The organism is Nocardioides sp., from assembly GCF_964228225.1.
GTDB lineage: Bacteria > Actinomycetota > Actinomycetes > Propionibacteriales > Nocardioidaceae > Nocardioides.
The window spans coordinates 12690-32190 of sequence record NZ_CAXQZB010000031.1; the positions used below are offsets into that span (position 1 = coordinate 12690).

General features: G+C 72.5%; 15 protein-coding genes. 7 read left to right on the forward strand and 8 right to left on the reverse strand.

What is annotated here, in order from left to right; translation table 11 throughout:
• Window positions 1-13: 13 nt before the first annotated feature.
• Window positions 14-2311: a putative Ig domain-containing protein gene (locus ACERUJ_RS07415; protein ID WP_370247855.1), complete on the reverse strand. Its 2298-nt coding sequence runs from the start codon at window positions 2309-2311 to the stop codon at window positions 14-16.
• Window positions 2312-2625: 314 nt separating this feature from the next.
• Between ACERUJ_RS07415 and ACERUJ_RS07420 the strand changes: the two genes are divergently transcribed.
• Complete coding sequence (locus ACERUJ_RS07420) at window positions 2626-4071, forward strand: hypothetical protein (RefSeq protein WP_370247856.1); 1446 nt, start codon at window positions 2626-2628, stop codon at window positions 4069-4071.
• Between the two features lie 54 nt (window positions 4072-4125).
• Here the strand turns inward: ACERUJ_RS07420 and ACERUJ_RS07425 are convergent, their stop codons facing one another.
• Together ACERUJ_RS07425 and ACERUJ_RS07430 are read right to left on the reverse strand one after the other, a co-directional pair.
• Window positions 4126-5031 carry an LCP family protein gene (locus tag ACERUJ_RS07425; RefSeq protein ID WP_370247857.1) on the reverse strand — a complete coding sequence of 302 codons (906 nt, stop codon included), beginning with the start codon at window positions 5029-5031 and terminating at the stop codon, window positions 4126-4128.
• A complete protein-coding gene (locus ACERUJ_RS07430; RefSeq protein WP_370247859.1) occupies window positions 5028-5576 on the reverse strand; it encodes a hypothetical protein in 549 nt (182 codons plus the stop codon). The genes ACERUJ_RS07425 and ACERUJ_RS07430 overlap by 4 nt, the downstream gene beginning before the upstream one ends.
• A 180-nt stretch (window positions 5577-5756) precedes the next feature.
• On the opposite strand from ACERUJ_RS07430, the gene ACERUJ_RS07435 reads away from it, so the two are divergent.
• From ACERUJ_RS07435 to ACERUJ_RS07455, 5 genes are read left to right on the forward strand one after another with little or no spacing between them, the layout of a single operon-like run.
• Window positions 5757-9443, forward strand: coding sequence for a multifunctional oxoglutarate decarboxylase/oxoglutarate dehydrogenase thiamine pyrophosphate-binding subunit/dihydrolipoyllysine-residue succinyltransferase subunit (locus tag ACERUJ_RS07435; RefSeq protein ID WP_370247860.1), 3687 nt, complete (start codon window positions 5757-5759; stop codon window positions 9441-9443).
• Complete coding sequence (locus ACERUJ_RS07440; RefSeq protein ID WP_370247861.1) at window positions 9443-9619, forward strand: DUF6104 family protein; 177 nt, start codon at window positions 9443-9445, stop codon at window positions 9617-9619. Before ACERUJ_RS07435 ends, ACERUJ_RS07440 begins: the two co-directional genes overlap by 1 nt.
• Window positions 9620-9627: 8 nt before the next feature.
• Window positions 9628-10215, forward strand: coding sequence for a hypothetical protein (locus ACERUJ_RS07445; protein WP_370247862.1), 588 nt, complete (start codon window positions 9628-9630; stop codon window positions 10213-10215).
• A 4-nt stretch (window positions 10216-10219) separates the two neighbouring features.
• Entirely contained in the window at window positions 10220-10873 is a 654-nt protein-coding gene (locus ACERUJ_RS07450) for a thymidine kinase (RefSeq protein ID WP_370247870.1), read from the forward strand.
• Window positions 10874-10895: 22 nt separating this feature from the next.
• Window positions 10896-12110, forward strand: a complete 1215-nt coding sequence (locus ACERUJ_RS07455; protein WP_370247863.1) for a hypothetical protein — start codon at window positions 10896-10898, stop codon at window positions 12108-12110.
• A gap of 3 nt (window positions 12111-12113) precedes the next feature.
• Here ACERUJ_RS07455 and ACERUJ_RS07460 read toward each other — a convergent pair whose 3' ends face one another.
• From ACERUJ_RS07460 to ACERUJ_RS07480, 5 genes are all read right to left on the reverse strand, one after another.
• Complete coding sequence (locus tag ACERUJ_RS07460; RefSeq protein WP_370247864.1) at window positions 12114-13247, reverse strand: hypothetical protein; 1134 nt, start codon at window positions 13245-13247, stop codon at window positions 12114-12116.
• Window positions 13244-13771, reverse strand: a complete 528-nt coding sequence (locus tag ACERUJ_RS07465) for a SigE family RNA polymerase sigma factor (RefSeq protein ID WP_370247865.1) — start codon at window positions 13769-13771, stop codon at window positions 13244-13246. The genes ACERUJ_RS07460 and ACERUJ_RS07465 overlap by 4 nt, the downstream gene beginning before the upstream one ends.
• Window positions 13772-13851: 80 nt before the next feature.
• On the reverse strand, window positions 13852-15003 hold the full coding sequence (locus ACERUJ_RS07470; RefSeq protein ID WP_370247866.1) for an alkaline phosphatase family protein: 1152 nt from the start codon (window positions 15001-15003) through the stop codon (window positions 13852-13854).
• Window positions 15004-15011: 8 nt separating this feature from the next.
• Window positions 15012-15611 carry a DUF5998 family protein gene (locus ACERUJ_RS07475; protein WP_370247867.1) on the reverse strand — a complete coding sequence of 200 codons (600 nt, stop codon included), beginning with the start codon at window positions 15609-15611 and terminating at the stop codon, window positions 15012-15014.
• Window positions 15612-15634: 23 nt separating this feature from the next.
• The gene (locus ACERUJ_RS07480; protein WP_370247868.1) at window positions 15635-18325 is read right to left on the reverse strand and encodes a GNAT family N-acetyltransferase; all 2691 of its coding nucleotides are present in this window, start codon (window positions 18323-18325) and stop codon (window positions 15635-15637) included.
• A gap of 90 nt (window positions 18326-18415) precedes the next feature.
• On the opposite strand from ACERUJ_RS07480, the gene ACERUJ_RS07485 reads away from it, so the two are divergent.
• Window positions 18416-19501: DNA gyrase subunit A (locus ACERUJ_RS07485; protein ID WP_370247869.1), on the forward strand; the 1086-nt coding region annotated here is incomplete at its 3' end.

Genomic DNA, 19501 nt, shown 5'->3' on the forward strand with positions numbered 1-19501 from the left:
CGTCGCGCAGCGGCTAGAGGATCCGCAACGACAGGGTCCGGGTCGCGGTGGCGCCGGCGCCGTCGGTCACGGTGACCACGACGCTGAACGTGCCGCGGGCCAGCGGCCGGCCGTTGAGGGTGAGGGTCGCGCCGCCGTTGGTGGTGGCGGCCCCCATGCCGTAGGGCAGGCCGGAGACCCGCCACGAGTAGCGGCCGTTGCCCCCGGTGCTCGTGATGCTGGCCCCGTAGGTGCTGTTGTACCGACCGTCGGGCAGCGTGGTGGTGGTGATGGCCAGGGGGGCGGCGGCGATGGTGATCGTGACGGTGGCGCTCGCCGAGGCGGTGCCGCTGGCGACCCGCACGAGCAGCGAGGTGGTGCCGACCGCGGTGGGCGTCCCGGAGATCAGGCCGGAGCTGGAGAGCCGCAGGCCGGCGGGCAACGCCGAGGTCGTGCTCCAGGCGTAGGTGCTGGTGCCCCCGGTCGCCCTGAGCTGCTGGCTGAAGGCGACCCCGACCGACCCGCTGAGGGAGGCGTTGGAGGTGGTGAGGGCGGTGGTGGACGCCGGGTCGATCACCAGCGGGACCGTGAGAGCCGCGGTCGCACCGGCGGCGTCGCGCACCGACACCGCCAGCGAGAACGATCCGGACACCGAGGGCGTGCCGCTCAGGCGGCCGTCGGCGGCCAGGCCCAGCCCGGCGGGCAGCGCCCCGGTGGCGCTCCAGGTGTAGGGGGCAGTGCCGCCCGAGGCCGAGCCGACCACGGCCGAGTAGGCGGTGCCGACCGTGGCCCGCGGCAGCGTGGCGGCCGAGGCCGACAGCGCGGAGGAGGTGACGGTGCCGGTGGTGAGCGCGATCCGGAAGTTCCCCAGCGAGCCGTAGTCGGAGTACAGCCCGGCGGTGGCCGGCGACCCGGTGCCGACGCCGTCGACGGAGGCGGTGTACCGCGCTCCTCCGGCGGGGGCGGTGAAGGTCGCCGTGGCACCCAGACCCGAGGCCACGACGTCGGAGACGCGCGCTGCCGCCGGGTTGGCCGTCGTCACGGTCGCGCCCGCGGCGTCGCGGATGGTCAGCAGGACGTCGAGGTTGGGCAGCCCGGCCGCCGGGCTGACCGCCACGGTCGTGGCGCCCGAGGCGGTGAAGGAGAACGTGTCGACGTCGGTCCGGGTGGCGATGACGCCGTCCAGCGCGGTGCCGGCGAGGGCCGTGGCGGTCGCCGCGGTGTCGCCGTGGTCGTCGGCGCGCACAGGCGCGCCGGTGGCGATGATGGCGAGGTCGTCCTGGGTCTGGTTGGCGCCCGGGTACTCCCCGCGGCTCCACTGGCTGATCGGCTGACTGTAGGCCGCGCCCATGATCGGCGCCCACGGCAGCGAGCCGCTGTAGTAGCCCGCGGTCGCGGTGCCGTCGTGGCTGAGGCCGAACAGGTGCCCCGCCTCGTGGCTGGCGGCCTCGCCGACGTACTTGCCGTTGGTCGTCGTGCCCTGCGTGAACACCCAGCCCGGCTGGTAGTAGTTGTGCTGGGAGCCGGCGAGGTTGAACACGTCGACGTAGGCGATGCCGCCGCAGCCGCCGCCGCAGGCCCCGGTGAACACCGCGTTGCTGCCGGTGACGACCACCCGGGCGCCGTAGACGGTGTCGGAGGTGGAGGTGCGGTCCAGCGCCGCGGCGCCCGGGTCCTTGGTGGTGACGTTGACGTCGAAGGGGGCGTAGTCCTCGGCGACGACCTGCCAGGCCCGCTGGATCTCGGTCAGCTCGGCGGTGCTGAACGCACCCGGGTTGCCGTCGCTGTCGTAGGCGGGCGAGACGATCGCGCCACCGCCGGCGTAGGAGTTCCACGCGGTGCCCGCGGTGGAGTCGCCGTCGAAGTCGAGGTAGAGCGTGCGTGCGGAGCCGGGTCGCGACTCGAGCAGGAACGCCGCGCCCGTGCCCGACACGTCGGTGCCCGCCTGCGCGGTCGTGCGGGCGGCAACGCGGCGCTGCTGGGCGGCCGGGACCGACTCCTCCACGTAGAACGCCTTGCCGCAGCGGTCCACCCACAGGCCGTCGTCCTCGGCGAGCTCGGAGAACTCCTCGGGCTCGACGTCGTTGCGGTGCGCCGCCCGCCGGAACGCGGCCGGGTGGCGACGCTCCAGCGTTGCGGCGCGGCGCGCCCCGTCGGCGACCTCGGTGGCACAGGGCTCGGCGGCAGGGGCCTCGGCGCGCGGCGCGGGACGCGCCGTGGTCGCCCCGGCCGTCGGCAGGACGGCCGCTCCGAACACGCAGGCCACGGCGAGCGCGAGGCCGGCACGTCCCCCGCTCCCGATCGAGATGTTCCGACGACGCGCACGACCCACGGCTGACTCCCTCTCTCCCGCCGGCGTCCCGCCGGCTCCCGGACCCAGTCTCGGGGCGGGCACGCGCGGCCGTCCGCGGAACCTCAAGAACACCTCAGGGGGTATAGACCGCTTTCTTGAGGAAGCGATCCGTGAACCCCCTGGGTATCCGCGCTGTGGTCTAGACCACCGCGCACCCAACCTGATCACTTCCGTAACAGCCGTGACATCGGTGCGTTGTACTGCGCACTACCACGAAACCGTCGCGTCCCCTGCGGCGGTCCGGGGAGGGCGGGCGAGGGTCCCGCCCACGTCACAGGAGGGAATCCACTCACATGCCTCAGGTCTTCACCAGGGCCGCCATCGCCGGTGTCGCCGCGGTGGCCACGCTCGCCGCGGGCGGTCTCGCCCCCGTCGAGGCGGCGCCCGCCGCGAAGCCCGCGCCGCGCGCCGCCGCGCCGGCGAACTCGCTCACGCCGTTCGGCCTGAACGCCACCGTCTTCGGCACCAAGGTCGTCGTCGGCGGCGTCGAGGTGCGCTCGCTCAAGGACGCGCTCATCAACCGTCCCTGCACCCGCCGCACCGGCCTGGAGACCGAGAACCAGTCGCTGCTCTCCACCGAGGTGCTCCCCGACGCGCTGCGCGACATCGTCGACTTCTCGCTCAGCACCTCCAAGACCCAGACCTACAAGGACGCCGCGCGCCAGCGCACCGGCATCCGCGCGAGCAACACCCTGGCCAGCCTCTCGCTGGGCGGTGAGGTCCTCGGGGTGCAGACGCCGCGCGTGGTCCTCGAGGGCCTGACCTCGGTGGTCGACTCCTTCTACAACGCCAAGACCAAGAAGTTCGGCCAGACCAACTCCTTCGGCTTCGGCGACCTGCGCCTCGAGCTCAGCAGCGAGGACCAGATCTCCCAGACCGTCGACAGCCTGCTCGAGCTGCTCGGCATCTCCGACGCCACCGACGCCATCGGCGAGGTCGTGGACGTCCCGATCAACGCCCTGCTCGAGATCATCGGCAGCGTGCCGCTGGAGCTCCCCGGCCTGGGCTCGATCAGCATCGGCAAGTCCACCGGTCGCACCTGGAAGAACGGCGCGGTGGCCGAGGCCTACGCCCTGAAGATCCAGCTCGACGAGATCCCGCAGCTGGGCGTGCCGACCACCATCCTGCAGCTGGGTCGGGCCAACTCGATCATCAGCCGTCCCGTGCCGGCCGGCGTGTTCCGCTCCAAGATGTCGGCCCTGGAGGCCAACATCGGCGGCGTGCTCCGCCTGGGCGGCGTCGGCCAGCGCTCGCTGCCCTGCGAGGGCACCAGCGGCAAGGTCGTCACCAGCAAGGTCGCCTCGGCCGGCGTGCCGAACGTCCTGAGCCTCTCGGGTATCGAGTACGCCTACAAGGGCGTGCAGCAGGGCAAGAAGGCCACCGGCTTCGTGCAGACCACCATCGGCAAGATCGACCTCAAGGTCGCCGACGTCGTGATCGAGGGCCTGGTCTCCCGGGTCAACCTGTCCTCCTCCCGCCCCGGCGCCCGCGTCACCAGCGAGGCGCTCACCAAGGTCGGCCGCGTGCTCATCAACGGCAACCCGATCGACCTGCTGCCGGGCCAGACCCAGGAGTTCACCGACGCCAGCGGCCAGAAGGGCTTCATCCGGCGCGCGGTGCTCACCGGCGGCGGCGACGGCTTCTTCGGCAAGAACCTGACCGGCATCCAGATCGACCTGCCGGGCGCGCTGTCCACCGTCGACCTCGGTGTCGCCAACGGCCAGGTGTTCTTCCGCTGATCGCCTGATCCACTCCCCCGAGGCGGGCCCGCACCGATCCGGTGCGGGCCCGTTTCAGCACTCCTCGATCTCGGCGTCGTCGCGGGCGTCGTCGCCCAGCCGCTGCGCGAGGGCGAGATCGGGGGTGACCACGCTGGCGCCGTTGATGGTGGCGTAGCCGCCGGTGACGACGCAGCCGGTGATGCGTCGCGGATCGACCTGCGCCATCGCCACCGCGAGGCGGAACAGCTCCGCGGGGTTGGCGTCGGTCTCGGTGTGCTCGAGCACCGACAGCACGCCGTCGGCGAGGAAGCCCGGCTCCTGGGCGCGCTCGGCCACCCGCGCCTGGATGCCCCGCAGGACGCGCTGCTGGTTGGCCGAGCGGTCGAAGTCGCCGCCGATGAGCGACTTGCGGATCCGGGCGAAGGCCATCGCGTTGTAGCCGCGCAGCTCCAGACGCCCCACCGGGAAGCCGTTCGGCTTGAGGTAGGGGTCGGAGAACGCCACGGGGTTGCGCACCGTGATCGGGCCGATGTCGTTCACCATCTCCTCGAAGAGCGGGAACGTGGTCACGAAGACGTAGTCGGGGGCGATGCCGACCATCTCGGCCACCGTGCGCGCCAGCAGCTGCGGGCCGCCGTAGTAGAGCGCGGCGTTGACCCGGTCCGAGCCGACGTCGGGGATGGCGACGTAGGAGTCGCGCGGGATGCCGATGCTGGTGGCCGCGCCGGTCCGGGTGTCGATGCCCACCAGCTGGAGGGCGTCGCCGCGCACGCGCAGCATGTCCTCCCCGGGGCGGGCGTCGCTGCCCACAGCGAGGATCCAGATCACGTCGGTGCCGGTGGCGACCCCGCGACCCGCGCCGATCTCCGCGCCCACGTCGGTGCGCACGAGGTGGGCGTAGGTGGCGGCCGGCGCGGCGTCGGGCACCAGCACGCCCACCCCGGTGAGCACGGCGGCCAGGGCGAGACGGACCTTCATCGGGCCTCCTGGGAGCGGGTGAGGTCGAAGCCGAAGATCCGCCAGCCGTCGGCCGTCCCGGCGTGCGGGGTGAGGTAGAGGCTGCCGACGAGGTCGCCGCCGCGCGCCAGCGGCAGCCGCACCCGCGCGGTGGCCCCCACCGCATGGGCGTCGCGCCCCAGCAGGTCGATCCGTACGGTGGCCGGGCCGTCGGGCGCGCTGAGGGCGCGCAGCACGCGGTCGCGCACGGCCAGCTCACGGGCCCGACGGGTGAAGCCGACGTAGCGACCGGGGTCCTGCGCGGGCGCCCCGAGCGCCGCGAACCACGTGGTGACCACCCGTCCCGCCCCGGCGACGGCGTCGGCCCGACGCCGCTCGCCCAGCATCCCGGTCAGCGTGCCGGCCACGACGGTGTCGGGGGCCGGCGCCTGCGCCGAGGCGTCGCCCCCGGCCTCGGGCAGCACCCGGTCGGGGTCGGCGGAGGAGTCGGAGCCGCTGCACCCGGTGATCAGCGCGAGGCCGATCACGGTCGCGAGCGGGGCCGCGACACGGCGCGCGGGAGCCATCGGCGGGGTCCTTCCAGCGCGGGCAGGTTGTGGCGCTGGCTACAGGGTGCCCGAAACTCGACCTCGGACCGCGCATTTGGAGGCCGGTGGGTCTAGCCTTGGACACGGTGTCGTCGTGACGCCCCGGGGCCTGGATCCCCGGACCACCGATCGTCGTTTCCGGAAGAGGCGAACCCAGTCGTGCCGCAGTCGTCAGGCCCGTCCACCAGCTCCACTCCCACCTCGGGCACCGACTTCGGCGCCAACGCCTGGCTCGTCGAGGAGATGCGCGAGCGCTTCGACGCCGACCCGGCCAGCGTCGACGCCGCCTGGGCCGCGTACTTCCGCAACGGCAACGGCGCGGCGCCCGCAGCCCCGGCCCCGGCCCCCGCCGCCGCCCCGGCTCCGCAGGCCGCCGCCCCGGCCCCCGCGCCGGCCCCCAAGGCCGAGCCCCGCCCGGTGACCAAGGCCGCCGAGCCCGCCAAGGCCACCTCCTCCCCCACGCCGAAGGAGTCGACCCCGACGGGCCCGATCCCGGTGCGCGAGGAGCCCACCTACACGGTCCTGCGCGGCGCCCCGGCGCGCACGGCGCAGAACATGGACATCTCCCTGACCGTGCCCACGGCCACCTCGGTGCGCACCGTGCCGGTCAAGCTGCTGTGGGACACCCGGATCGTCATCAACAGCCACCTCGCCCGGGCGCGCGGCGGCAAGGTGTCCTTCACCCACCTCATCGGCTACGCCTTGGTGCAGGCGCTCAAGGCGATGCCCTCGATGAACGTCGGCTTCGACGTCGTGGACGGCAAGCCCAACCTCATCGAGCCCGCCCACGTGAACCTCGGCCTCGCGATCGACGTGCCCAAGCCCGACGGCTCGCGCCAGCTGCTGGTGCCCTCGATCAAGGCCGCCGAGACGATGGACTTCGCGGCCTTCTGGACCGCCTACGAGGACGTCGTGCGCAAGGCGCGCGACGGCAAGCTCACCGTCGAGGACTTCCAGGGCACCTCGATCAGCCTCACCAACCCCGGCGGCATCGGCACCGTGCACTCGGTGCCGCGGCTGATGAAGGGCCAGGGCGCGATCATCGGCGTCGGCTCGATGGAGTACCCCGCCGAGTGGCAGGGCGCCTCGGACGAGGCCATCGCCCGCAGCGGCGTCAGCAAGGTCATGACGCTGACCTCCACCTACGACCACCGCGTCATCCAGGGCGCGCAGTCGGGTGAGTTCCTCAAGCGCATCCACGAGCTGCTGCTCGGCGGCGACGGTTTCTACGACGAGATCTTCCGCTCCCTGCGCATCCCGTACGAGCCGATCCGCTGGAACAAGGACATCGCGACCTCGCACGACGACGAGATCGACAAGCAGGCGCGCATCCTCGAGCTGATCCACGCCTACCGCGTGCGCGGCCACATGATGGCCGACACCGACCCGCTGGAGTACCGCCAGCGCAGCCACCCCGACCTCCAGATCGAGTCGCACGGCCTCACGCTGTGGGACCTCGACCGCGAGTTCCCCACCGGCTCCTTCGGTGGCGAGGGCCGGCGCTTCATGAAGCTGCGCCACATCCTCGGCATCCTGCGCGACTCCTACTGCCGCACCACCGGCATCGAGTACATGCACATCATGGATCCCGAGCAGCGCCGCTGGATCCAGGAGCGCGTGGAGCGCCCCCACACCAAGCCGCCCCGCGAGGAGCAGCTGCGGATCCTGCTCAAGCTCAACCAGGCCGAGGCGTTCGAGACCTTCCTGCAGACCAAGTTCGTCGGGCAGAAGCGCTTCAGCCTCGAGGGCGGCGAGACCACCATCCCGGTGATCGACGAGATCTGCGAGGCCGCCGCGGAGTCCGGCCTGGACGAGGTCGCCATCGGCATGGCCCACCGCGGCCGTCTCAACGTGCTGGCCAACATCGTGGGCAAGAAGTACTCCCAGATCTTCCGCGAGTTCGAGGGCAACATCGACCCCCGCACCGTGCAGGGCTCGGGCGACGTGAAGTACCACCTCGGCGCCGAGGGCGAGTTCGAGGCCGGCTCCGGCGACACCATCAAGGTGTCGGTGGCCGCCAACCCCAGCCACCTCGAGGCCGTCGACCCCGTGCTGGAGGGCATCGCCCGCGCCAAGCAGGACGTGCTCGACCGTGGCGAGGTCTTCCCGGTGCTGCCGCTGCTGGTGCACGGCGACGCCGCGTTCGCCGGTCAGGGCGTGGTCGCGGAGACCCTCAACCTCTCCCAGCTGCGCGGCTACCGCACCGGCGGCACGATCCACGTCGTCGTCAACAACCAGGTCGGGTTCACCACCTCGCCCGGTTCCTCGCGCTCCTCGCTGTACTGCACCGACGTCGCGCGGATGGTGCAGGCGCCGATCTTCCACGTCAACGGCGACGACCCCGAGGCCTGCATCCGCGTCGCGCGGCTGGCCTTCGAGTACCGCCAGGCGTTCGGCAAGGACGTCGTCATCGACCTGGTCTGCTACCGCCGTCGTGGCCACAACGAGGGCGACGACCCCAGCTACACCCAGCCGCTGATGTACGACCTCATCGAGCAGAAGCGCTCGGTGCGCAAGCTCTACACCGAGTCCCTCATCGGTCGTGGCGACATCACGATCGAGGAGGCCGAGCAGGTGCTGGCCGACTACCAGCAGCAGCTCGAGCGGGTGTTCACGGAGGTCAAGGAGGCCTCGAGCCAGCCCTCGGAGTGGACCACGGTCCCCGACTACCCCGACAAGCCGGCCGGCGACGGCGCCACGGCGATCTCCCTCGACGTCCTCAAGCGGATCGCCGACGCCTACGTCAGCCCGCCCGAGGGCTTCACCGTGCACCCCAAGGTGATGCCGCAGCTGCAGCGCCGCGCCACCGCGATCACCGAGGGCCCGATCGACTGGGGCACCGGCGAGATCCTGGCCTTCGGCTCGCTGCTCATGGACGGGCGTCCGGTGCGGCTGGCCGGCCAGGACTCGCGCCGGGGCACCTTCGTGCAGCGCTTCGCCACGATCATCGACCGCGTCAACGCCGACGAGTGGACCCCGCTGTCCAACCTCACCGAGGACCAGGCGAAGTTCCACGTCTACGACTCGCTGCTCTCCGAGTACGCCGCGCTCGGCTTCGAGTACGGCTACTCGGTGGCCCGGCCCGACGCGCTGGTGCTGTGGGAGGCGCAGTTCGGCGACTTCGTCAACGGCGCCCAGACCGTGATCGACGAGTTCATCACCTCCGGCAAGACCAAGTGGCGCCAGGACTCCGGCGTCGTGCTGCTGCTGCCGCACGGCTACGAGGGTCAGGGCCCCGACCACTCCTCCGCCCGGATCGAGCGGTTCCTGCAGATGGCGGCCGACGAGGCCTTCGTGGTGGCCCAGCCCTCCACGCCGGCCTCCTACTTCCACCTGCTGCGCCGCCACGCGCTGAGCCCGGACCACAAGCCGCTGATCGTGTTCACGCCCAAGTCGATGCTCAAGCGCAAGGAGGCCGCCTCGCAGCCGGCCGACTTCACCCAGGGCACCTTCAAGCCGTTCATCGGCGACGCCGACGCCGACCAGAGCCAGGTCGACACCCTGCTGCTCTGCTCGGGCCGCGTCACCTGGGACCTCATGGTCGACCGCGCGAAGCGCGAGAACGGCTCGCGGTTCGCGATCGGTCGCGTCGAGCAGCTCTACCCGCGCCCGGCCGACGAGATCAAGGCCGAGATCGCCCGGTACCCGCACCTCAAGGAGGTCCGCTGGGTGCAGGACGAGCCGCTCAACATGGGCCCGTGGTCGCACTACGCGCTCAACGTGTGGCCCGGCGTCGACGCCACCGTCGTGCCGGTCACCCGGGGCGAGTCGTCCTCGCCGTCGGTCGGCACCGTCAAGCGTCACACGGCGGAGCAGAAGGACCTGCTCGACCGCGCGTTCGCCTGATGTACTTCACCGACCGCGGCATCGAGGAGCTGCAGCGACGCCGGGGTGACGACGAGGTCACCCTGGCGTGGCTCGCCGACCAGCTGCAGGCCTTCGTCGACGTGCACCCGGAGTTCGAGACGGCCGTCGAGCGGCTCGCCACCTGGCTGGCCCGCCTCGACGACCCCGAGGACTGAGGCACCGGGTGACCCCCGAGATCGACTACGCGGCCTGGGGCGAGGCGTTCTTCACCACCGCGGTCACCACCGAGCGCGTCCTCGCCGGGCTCGGGGTCCTCGCCGACCGGCCGCTCGAGGTCGGTCCGCTCAAGGTCGGGCCCGCCGGGCTGGCCTCGGTACGGGCGCGGGGCACGATCGGCGACCCGGTCGGCACCCGCACCTCCGCGACGCGCGCCGAGTTCGCCGTGACCCTGCCGGTGCACCTGGAGTTCACGATCGGCCTGGGCGTGGACAAGCACCGCTTCGAGGCCGACCTCGCGGTGCCGCTGCGCCTCAGCGCCCGCGCCCGGGCCGACCTCTCGATCCTGCTCGACGTCGTGCCACCGACCCCGGAGGAGATCACCGTCGACCTGCGCGCCCGCAGCCGCCGCGCGACCCTCACCCAGTACGCGGCCAACGTCGACTCCGAGCTGCGCCGGGTGGTGTCGCGCTTCGTGCAGCGCGAGCTGGACAAGCCCTACGTGCAGGCGGCCACCGTGATCGACGTCGACGGCGCCGTGGCCCACGCCATCACCACCCTGGTGGCCCGCTCCCGCACGGTCGCGGAGGGCTGAGGCGCTGGCCGAGCTGCAGTTCTTCACCGGCACCATGGACTCGGGCAAGAGCACCCTGGCGCTGCAGACCAACCACAACCACGCCGCCCGGGGCCGGCAGGGGCGGATGTTCACCACCCACGACCGGGCCGGGGTGGCGACGCTGTCCAGCCGACTGGGACTGACCCACGAGGCCATCGAGGTGACCCCCGACTTCGACTTCTGGCGCTACACCGTCGACACCCTCACCCGAGGCGGCCGGATCGACTTCCTCATCTGCGACGAGGCCCAGTTCTACAGCCGTGCCCAGGTGGACCAGCTGGCCAAGATCGTCGACGAGCTGCAGATCGACGTCTTCGCCTTCGGCATCCTCACCGACTTCCGCACCCAGCTGTTCGCCGGCAGCGCCCGGCTGGTCGAGCTCGCCGACCGGATGCACACCCTGCAGGTGGAGGCGCTGTGCTGGTGCGGCAAGCGGGCCACCCACAACGCCCGCACCGAGGACGGCGTCATGGTCACCGAGGGCGAGCAGGTGGTCGTCGGCGACGTCGACGACCTGCAGGGTCCCCCCAGCGAGGTGGCCTACGAGGTGTTGTGCCGCCAGCACCACCGCCGCGGCCTCACCGCCGCCCGCGCCCGGGCCGTCAGCCTCACCTCCGAGCCCCTTCCCTTCGGCTGAGGCGGGCACTAGCGTCGCAGCCGTGCGCACCCTGCTCGCCGTCCTGACCACCCTCGCCGCCACCGTCGCCGGCCTGAGCGTCACCACCGTCGCGGCCCCGCCGGCCCGCGCCGACGGCCCCGGGGTCGGCACCCCGTGGGTGGTGAGCCTCGGCGACAGCTACATCAGCGGCGAGGCCGGCCGCTGGGCGGGCGCCAGCAACGACTCCAGCGCCCGCGCCGACGCACTCGGCCCCACCGCGTACTTCGACAACGCCGCGGGCACCGGCGAGCAGATCGACCGCTGCCACCGCAGCCGCTCGGCGGAGATCCACATCGGCGGCGGCGTGAAGAGCCTCAACCTGGCCTGTTCGGGGGCCACCGCCGCCACCACGACCGGCAGCACCTTCAAGCCCGGCCTGGACTTCTACGACGACGGCGCCGGCAACATCGGCCAGGCCAAGGCGCTCCAGCGCTTCGCGACGACCAACCGCGTGTCGATGGTGGTCGTGTCGATCGGCGGCAACGACTTCAACTTCGCCTCGGTCGTGGCCACCTGCGTGGCGGACTTCCTGGGGTCGCCGTCGTGGTGGAAGGACTACTGCAACGACGACTCCTCGGTGACCGCGAACTTCACCAGCGCCAACGTGACCGCCGTCCGCAACCGGATCGCCACCGGACTGCAGAACGTGCGCACCGCCATGCGCAACGCGGGCTACGGCGACTCCTCCTGGACCCTGCTGCTGCAGACCTACCCCTCGCCCATCCCCCGCAGCACGGGCTTCCGGTACTCCCAGAGCGGGTTCACCCGGCAGAGCACCGGCGGCTGCGGGTTCTGGGACGCCGACGCCAACTGGGCCAACGACACCGCGCTGCCGACGATCAACTCCACCGTGCGCGCCGCGCTCACCCAGTCGGGCCTGACCAACGGCAAGGTGCTCGACCTGTCCAGCGCGTTCAACGGCCGACGGCTGTGCGAGAACACCGTCGGGCTCTACGAGGAGGTGGGCCTGGCCGACTGGCGCAGTGCCGGGGCGGTGGACCGCACCGAGTGGGTCAACCAGATCCGCACCGTCTCCACCTGCTGCAGCTCCAGCCCGTACTACATCCAGGAGTCGCTGCACCCGAACTACTGGGCCCAGCTGGCCACTCGCAGCTGCGTGCGCCAGGCCTACAACGCCGGGGTCCCCCGCGGCGGCGCCTGCCGGATCTCCGGCACGGGCCTGCTCAACGGGGAACCCCGGATGACGCTGCAGTAGGACTCAGTCCAGGGTGGTCCCGACCGGCAGCTGGAACCCGTCCTCGAACGGACCCACCTCGGGCACGACGACCGTGCAGTCACCGCTCGGCACCTCGCAGGTGAGCAGCGACCCACTGGTGGGTCGGTCGCTGTTCCCCACGGCGGCGAGCACCGCCACCGTGTCCGCGTCGACCCAGCCGTAGGCGGTGGCGAAGCTCTCGTAGCCCGAGGGCAGCGTCGGGGTGACGTCGGTGCCGTCAGGGCGCCGGACCGACAGGGTCTCCCCGTCCGGCGCGACATACGCCGCGGTCGGCGACAGGGTGCCGTAGGAGGCGAACTGCGTTCCGGGGACGGGCGGGTTGTGGTCGCCGAGCGGTCCGAGCGAGAGACCGTCGCGCTCGGCGAGCAGGGTCTGCCCGGCCCGGACGTCGAGCACGTCGGTGTCCTCGGGCAGCGGGCCGACGAGCAGGGTCTCCGCCTGCTCGGGGTCGGTGAGGTCGACGGTGACCACGCCCCGCGCCTCGGCGTAGTACAGCCGCCCGGCGTCCAGGCCCAGCACGCCACCACCCTCGGCGGGGTCGAAGCGGGGGTCGAGGTCGGCGGCGATCTGCACGACCGTCCGGTCGCGCAGCTGGTCGTTGATCGTGAGGAAGAGCTGGTCCTCGTCGTGGGTGCTCCAGGCGACGTAGCGACCGTCGGTGACGAGCCGTGCGGAGCTGTCGGTCGGCACGGCGTCGGCCAGGGTCGTGACGTCGTCGCCGCGCACCTGCGACACGGTGCCCGCGTCGTCGAGCACCACGTACCCGGTGTCGGTGGCGACGAAGGCGTGCACGGGCGACGCCATCCGCACGACGCCGTCCGGCGTGTGGAGGTCGCGATCCATCGCCCACGCCGCGAGCCGGTCGGGGGCGACGCCCGGCGCACCCGCCGGGTCGACGCCGCGCGGGGCGTCGGAGCCCGACAGCGCCGGGACGCCGATCGAGACCGCGGCGACGGCGGCGACGGCCAGGGCGGCCACGCCGGCGCGGCGGTGCCGGCGACGCCGGTCGCCGAGCCGGTGCACGGCGTCGAGGTCGATGCTGCGGAACTCACCGCCCTCGGCGGTGGCGCGCAGGCCGGTGGAGAGGGACTGGAGGGTGTCGGGGGTCTGGTTCATCGGGTCACCGCCGGGTCGAGGTGGTCGGACAGATCGGGCAGGGTGGAGACGCGGAGCTTGGTGAGGGCGGCCGACACCTGGCTCTTGACCGTGCCGACCGCGCATCCCATCACCTCCGCGGTCTGGGCCTCGGTGAGGTCCTCGTAGAAGCGCAGCACCACCGCGATGCGCTGGCGCGGCGGCAGCTCGTCGAGCCGGGCCGCGAGCCAGGCGCCGTCGGTGACGCGGCCGGCGTGGTCGCCCAGCTGCTGCTCGGGCACGACGCCGGTGGGACGTTCGCCGTACCACCGCTTGCGGCGGAACCAGCTGAGCGCGGTCGTGGTGATCGCCCGCCGCACGTAGGCCTCGGGGTTGCCGCGGGTGCGGACCCGCGGCCAGGCGGCGTAGGTCTTGACCAGCGCCTCCTGCACGAGGTCCTCGGCCAGGCCGGCGTCGCCGACCATCAGGTAGGCCGCGCGCAGCAGCGCCTGCTGGCGGGCGACGACGAAGCTGTCGAAGTCGGGATAGTCACGGGAGCTCCCCATCCGGGACTCCTCTCCATGGGGTGTCGGTCTCACCCACTACGACGCGACCAGGAGCCCGGAGGGTTCGGTGCCCGGACCGATCAGTCCACCAGGAACGGGATGAGCATCTCATCGGCGCTGAGCGAGCCGTGGAGCCCGACGAGCGTGGTCTCGTACTCGAAGAGCCGACGGGAGAACACCCCGACCTCGCGCCCGGCCACGACGACGTCACCCAGCCGCGGTGCGACGACGGGGTCGACCCGGCCGAACCAGCCGCGCGCCACGGCCTCCTCGCGCGTGAGCACCTCGGCGCGGTCGCCGAGGTGGGAGCGCCAGGTGGCGGCGATGTCGTCGGCCGCGCCCGGGCGGGCGTAGAGGTGCCGGAAGCGGGCCTCGCCGCCGACCATCGCCACGCCGTCGAGCAGGGCGGGGTCGTCGTCGACGTCGATGCGCTGGTCGGGGGCGAGGTCGACCATGCCGTGGTCGGCCACGATCAGCAGCCGGCACGACGGCGGGAGCGCCTCGCGCAGGTGCTCGGCCTCGGCGTCGACCATGGCGAGCTGCTGCAGCCACGGTGCGGAGGCCACGCCGTAGCGGTGCCCGGTCCAGTCCAGGTCGCTGTCGTAGAGGTAGGTGAGCGACGGGCGGCGGGCGGAGGACGCGACGGCGGCGGCGATCCGCTCCCCCACCCGGTCGGCCCCCACGAACGTCGCGCCGCGGGTGGAGACCTGGGTGAGCGGGGAGCCCTGGAACTCCCGCTTGTTCACCGTGGTGACCTCCGCCCCGGCCCGGGCCAGCGTGCCGAGGGCGGTGGGGTGGGGCTGCCACTCCTCGGGGTCGACCGAGGCGTCCCAGAAGAGGTGGTTGAGCAGGGTGCCGGTGCCGGGCACCCGCGCGGAGAACCCGACCAGGCCGTGAGCACCCGGCGGCAGGCCGGTGCCGAGCGAGGTGAGGCTGGTGGCGGTCGTGGACGGCACACCCGCCGTCCCGGGGGTGCTGCGGCCCAGCAGCGTGGCCAGGTAGGGCGCCACGTGGGCGTAGCGCTCGATCAGCCGCGCGCCGAGGCCGTCGACGAGGAACACGACGTAGGACTCGGCGTCGGGCAGCTCGAGCCGGGTGGTGGCGCCGTCGGTCCCGCCGCCGGGGATCCGCAGGCCCAGCGCGGTCGCGACCGCCGGCACGACGTCGCCCAGCGAGCGGGTGCCGTAGGCCGGCTCGACGAACCCCAGGTCGGGGGCGGCGGGCGCGCTCACGGCGGCCCTCAGTGCTGGGTGCGGGCCGAGAGCGAGGCGGCGAAGGCCAGCAGCCCCTCGACCGACTCCCGCCCGTCGGCGGCGGCGGAGACCCGCAGCGAGACGTCGTCGGAGGCGAGCACCCCGGTGTAGCCGTGGTCGGCCTCGCACTCGGGGTCGGCGCAGCCGGCGGGCTCGAGGTCCACCCGGCTCGCGCCTCCCCAGCCGATGGTGAGCACGGCCTCGGCCGGCGCGGCCGGACCCTTCGTGGGGTTGGTGGTCATCCGGGTGACCACGACCGACTTCACCGCCGTCAGGCTCACCGCCTCGGTGGAGGTGGAGGTGTAGGGCTCGGGCAGCAGGTCGTCGCCGGCGTGCTCGTCGGTGTGGGCCAGGATCAGCCGCGTGGGGGTGAGCACCACGACGCTCTGGTGGCGCCGCACCTCGTCGTGCTCGAAGGTCGGCTCGTGGTGGACGTAGAAGCCCACGACGCTCTCGCGCGCCACGGCGCCGGCCACGGCGTCGGCGACGACCTCGGGGTAGTACCCGGTGCGGTCGATCGCGCGCCGCAGGTCGCGGCTGCGGTCGACGTCGTCGAGATGGGGCATCGGGGGCAGGTCACGGGCCACGGTGCATCAGTCTGCCCTACCGATCACTGGGGGATCGTGTCGCCCGGGTGGTCGTTGAGCCGCCGCACCAGGTCGGGGCGCGGCTCGGAGACCGGGGCGACCGCGGCGACGGCGGTGAGCACGTTGGCACCCGCCGATCCGGCGAGCACCAGCGAGAGGTCCAGGCTGCTCACCTGCGGCAGCTCGTTCTGCAGCTGCGCCACCCGGGCGATGAGGTCCTCGACCGCGCCGACGTCGACGGGGTCGGCGCCGCGGTAGCCGAACAGGATCGGGGAGCTCTTGACCTCGCGCACCATCGAGGTGACGTCGGTCTGGCGCAGCGGCGGGATCCGGTAGGAGCGGTCGCTGAGCAGGTCGATGACCGGGCCGGAGATGCCGAAGGAGACGACGGGGCCGAACAGCGGGTCCTCCATCGACCGGATCGCGATCGGCACGCCCGGCGGTGACACCTTCTGCACCACGAACCCGGCCTGGGCGGGGTCGCGCGCCAGGCCCGACAACGACTCCCAGGCGCTCTTCATCTCCGCCGCGCTGTCGATGTGGCGCCACACGTGGGCCAGGTCGGGGCGCTCGCGCAGCCCCTCGGCGGTGGCCTTGAGCACGACGTCCCAGCCCATCCGCTTGCCGACCTGCTGGGCCTCCTTGAGGGAGGTGACCGGGACGGCGTCCCAGAGCTCGACGCCGTAGGCCGCGAGCAGCTCGGCGACCTCGTCGCGGGTCAGCTGACCGCCCTCGGGCCGCTGCGCCAGCGCCCGGTTGACGACCCGGTGCGCGGCGAGGTTGTCGGCCCCGGAGACGTCCAGCGGGGCGCCGTCGGGCACGCGCAGCCACATGGCGTAGTCGACGACGCGCGCCAGCGCGCGCACCGCGGCCTCCACGGCCGGGTAGGACGGCACCGAGCCGCGGCCGGCGGCCGAGCCGGCGACGTCGGGCACGCGCAGCAGCTCGGGCACGCCCTCCGCGCCGAGGAAGGAGGAGACCAGCGGCTTGTCGGACTGCTCCCCCACGGCGGCGAGCACGTTGGCGATGTCCTCACCGGTGACGTTGAGCGGCGGGATGTAGACCGCCATCACCGCATCGACCTCGGGGTCGTCGATGGCGTCGTCGAGGGCGTCCTCGAAGTCCTCCGCGCTCGGCTCGGTGTGCAGGGTGACCGAGCGGGTGACCGAGAGCCCGACGGCGGCGGCGGCGTCGGCGGCGAGCAGGCCGAGGGCGTCGGAGGTGCCGACGATCGCCACCCGGCGCCCGCGCGGCAGCGGCTGGTGGGCCAGCAGCTGGGCGACGTCGAACATCTCCTCCAGCGTGTCGACCTGGATGATCCCGGCCTGGCGGAACATCGCGTCCAGCGCCTCGGGCGGGGCGGCGATGCGCCGCACGGCGTGGCCCATCGGCACGCCCTGGGTGGTACGGCCCGAACGCACCGCGATGATCGGCTTGCGCTGGGAGACCCGGCGCGCGATCCGGGAGAACTTGCGCGGGTTGCCGATGCTCTCGAGGTAGAGCAGCACCACCTCGGTGGCGTCGTCCTCCTCCCAGTACTGCAGCAGGTCGTTGCCGGAGACGTCGGCGCGGTTGCCGGCGCTGACGAACGTCGTCAGGCCCAGGCCCCGGTTCTGCACCTTCTCCAGGATCGCCGACCCCAGCGCCCCGGACTGGCAGAAGAAGCCCGCGCGACCGCGCGCGGGCATCACCGGGGACAGCGAGGCGTTGACCGAGACCTCGGGGTCGGTGTTGATGATGCCCAGGCAGTTGGGGCCGATCAGGCGCAGCCCGTAGGAGCGCGACAGGCCGACGAGGTGGCGCTGCCGCTGCCGGCCCTCGTCGCCGGTCTCGGCGAAGCCGGAGGAGATCACGATCATGCCGTGCACGCCCTTGGCGGCGCAGTCGAGCACGACGTCGGTGACCGACTCGGCGGGCACCGCGACCACGGCGACGTCGACGTCGTCGGGGATGTCGCTCACCGACTTGAAGGCCGGCAGGCCCGAGACGGCCTTGGCGCTGGGGTTGACGGCGTAGACGCGGCCGGTGAAGTCGGCGGTGACCAGGTTGCGCACCAGCACCTGGCCGATCGTGTCCTGGCGCCGCGAGGCACCGATGATCGCGATCGAGCGGGGGTTGAAGAACCGCTCGATGGAGGCGGCCTCGGCGCGGTGCTCGCGTCCGCGCATGACCCCGATCGAGGTGTCGGTGGGGTCGATGGAGAACTCCAGGGTGAGCACGCCGTCCTCGTAGCCGCTGGCGACCTTGTAGCCGGCGTCGCGGAAGGTGTGGATCATCCGGGAGTTGTCGGGCAGCACCTCGGCGGTGAACCGCTCGATGCCGCGCTCGCGGGCGGCCTGGGCGAGGTGCTCGAGCAGCAGCTGCCCGATGCCGCGGCCGTGGTGGCTGTCCTCCACCAAGAAGGCCACCTCCGCCTCGCGGGTGCCGACGACGTCGTAGCGGCCCACCGCGATCATCCGGCCCTGCAGCAGCAGCACCAGGGCCACGCGCTTGTCGTGGTCGACCTGGGTGAAGCGACGCACGTCGCGCTCGGAGAGCTGCGGCATCGGGCTGAAGAAGCGGTAGTACTTCGAGCGGTCGGAGACGCGGCTGTAGAACTCGACCAGCAGCTCGGCGTCCTCGGGCGCGATCGGCCGGATGTGCGCCGTGCGGCCGTCGCGCAGCAGGACGTCGGCCTCCCAGTGACGCGGCGGGCGTGGGGAGTCGACGGTCACGGGGCCGATCCTAGTGCCGCAGGGGTGACGCACACCCCATCCGGCGTGCCGGGTCGGGGGTGAGCGGCACCGACCGCGACAATGGCGCCCATGGCAGGCCGCAAGACCACGTCCGACCTCCCCGAGGACTTCGACGAGCACATCGTCGACACCAACATCGCCGAGGAGATGCGCGCCTCGTTCCTGGAGTACTCCTACTCCGTCATCTACTCCCGCGCGCTGCCCGACGCCCGCGACGGCCTCAAGCCGGTGCAGCGCCGGATCCTCTACACGATGAACGACATGGGGCTGCGCCCCGACCGCGGTCACGTGAAGTCCGCGCGCGTGGTCGGTGAGGTGATGGGTCGCCTGCACCCCCACGGCGACAGCGCGATCTACGACGCCCTGGTGCGGCTGGCCCAGCCGTGGTCGATGCGGCTGCCGATGATCGACGGGCACGGCAACTTCGGCAGCCTGGACGACTCCCCCGCCGCGATGCGCTACACCGAGTGCCGGATGGGGCCGGCGGCCGTCGCGATGACCGCCGACATCGACGAGGACACCGTCGACTTCCGACCCAACTACGACAGCCGGGAGCTGGAGCCCTCGGTGCTGCCGGCCGCGATCCCCAACCTGGTGGTCAACGGCACCACGGGCATCGCGGTGGGCATGGCCACCAACTGCGCCCCGCACAACCTGGTGGAGGTCGTGGCCGCGTGCCGCCACCTCATCAGCCACCCCGGCGCGAGCCTGGACGACCTCATGCGGTTCGTGCCGGGTCCCGACCTGCCCACCGGCGGCAAGATCGTGGGCCTGGACGGCATCCGCGACGCCTACGAGACCGGTCGTGGCGTGTTCAGGATGCGCGCCACCGCCCGGATCGAGACGATCGGGCGACGCAAGGCGATCGTCATCACCGAGCTGCCCTACGGCGTGGGCATGGAGAAGGTGATCGAGCGGATCAAGACGCTCGTGCAGGGCAAGAAGCTGCAGGGCATCGCCAAGCTCACCGACCTCACCGACGGCGAGAACGGCCTGCGGCTGGAGATCGAGGTCAAGAACGGCTTCGTGCCCGAGGCGCTGCTCGAGCAGCTGTACAAGCAGACCCCGCTGGAGGACTCCTTCGGCATCAACGCGGTCGCGCTCGTCGACGGCCAGCCCCGCACGCTGGGCCTGAAGGAGATGCTGGAGGTCTTC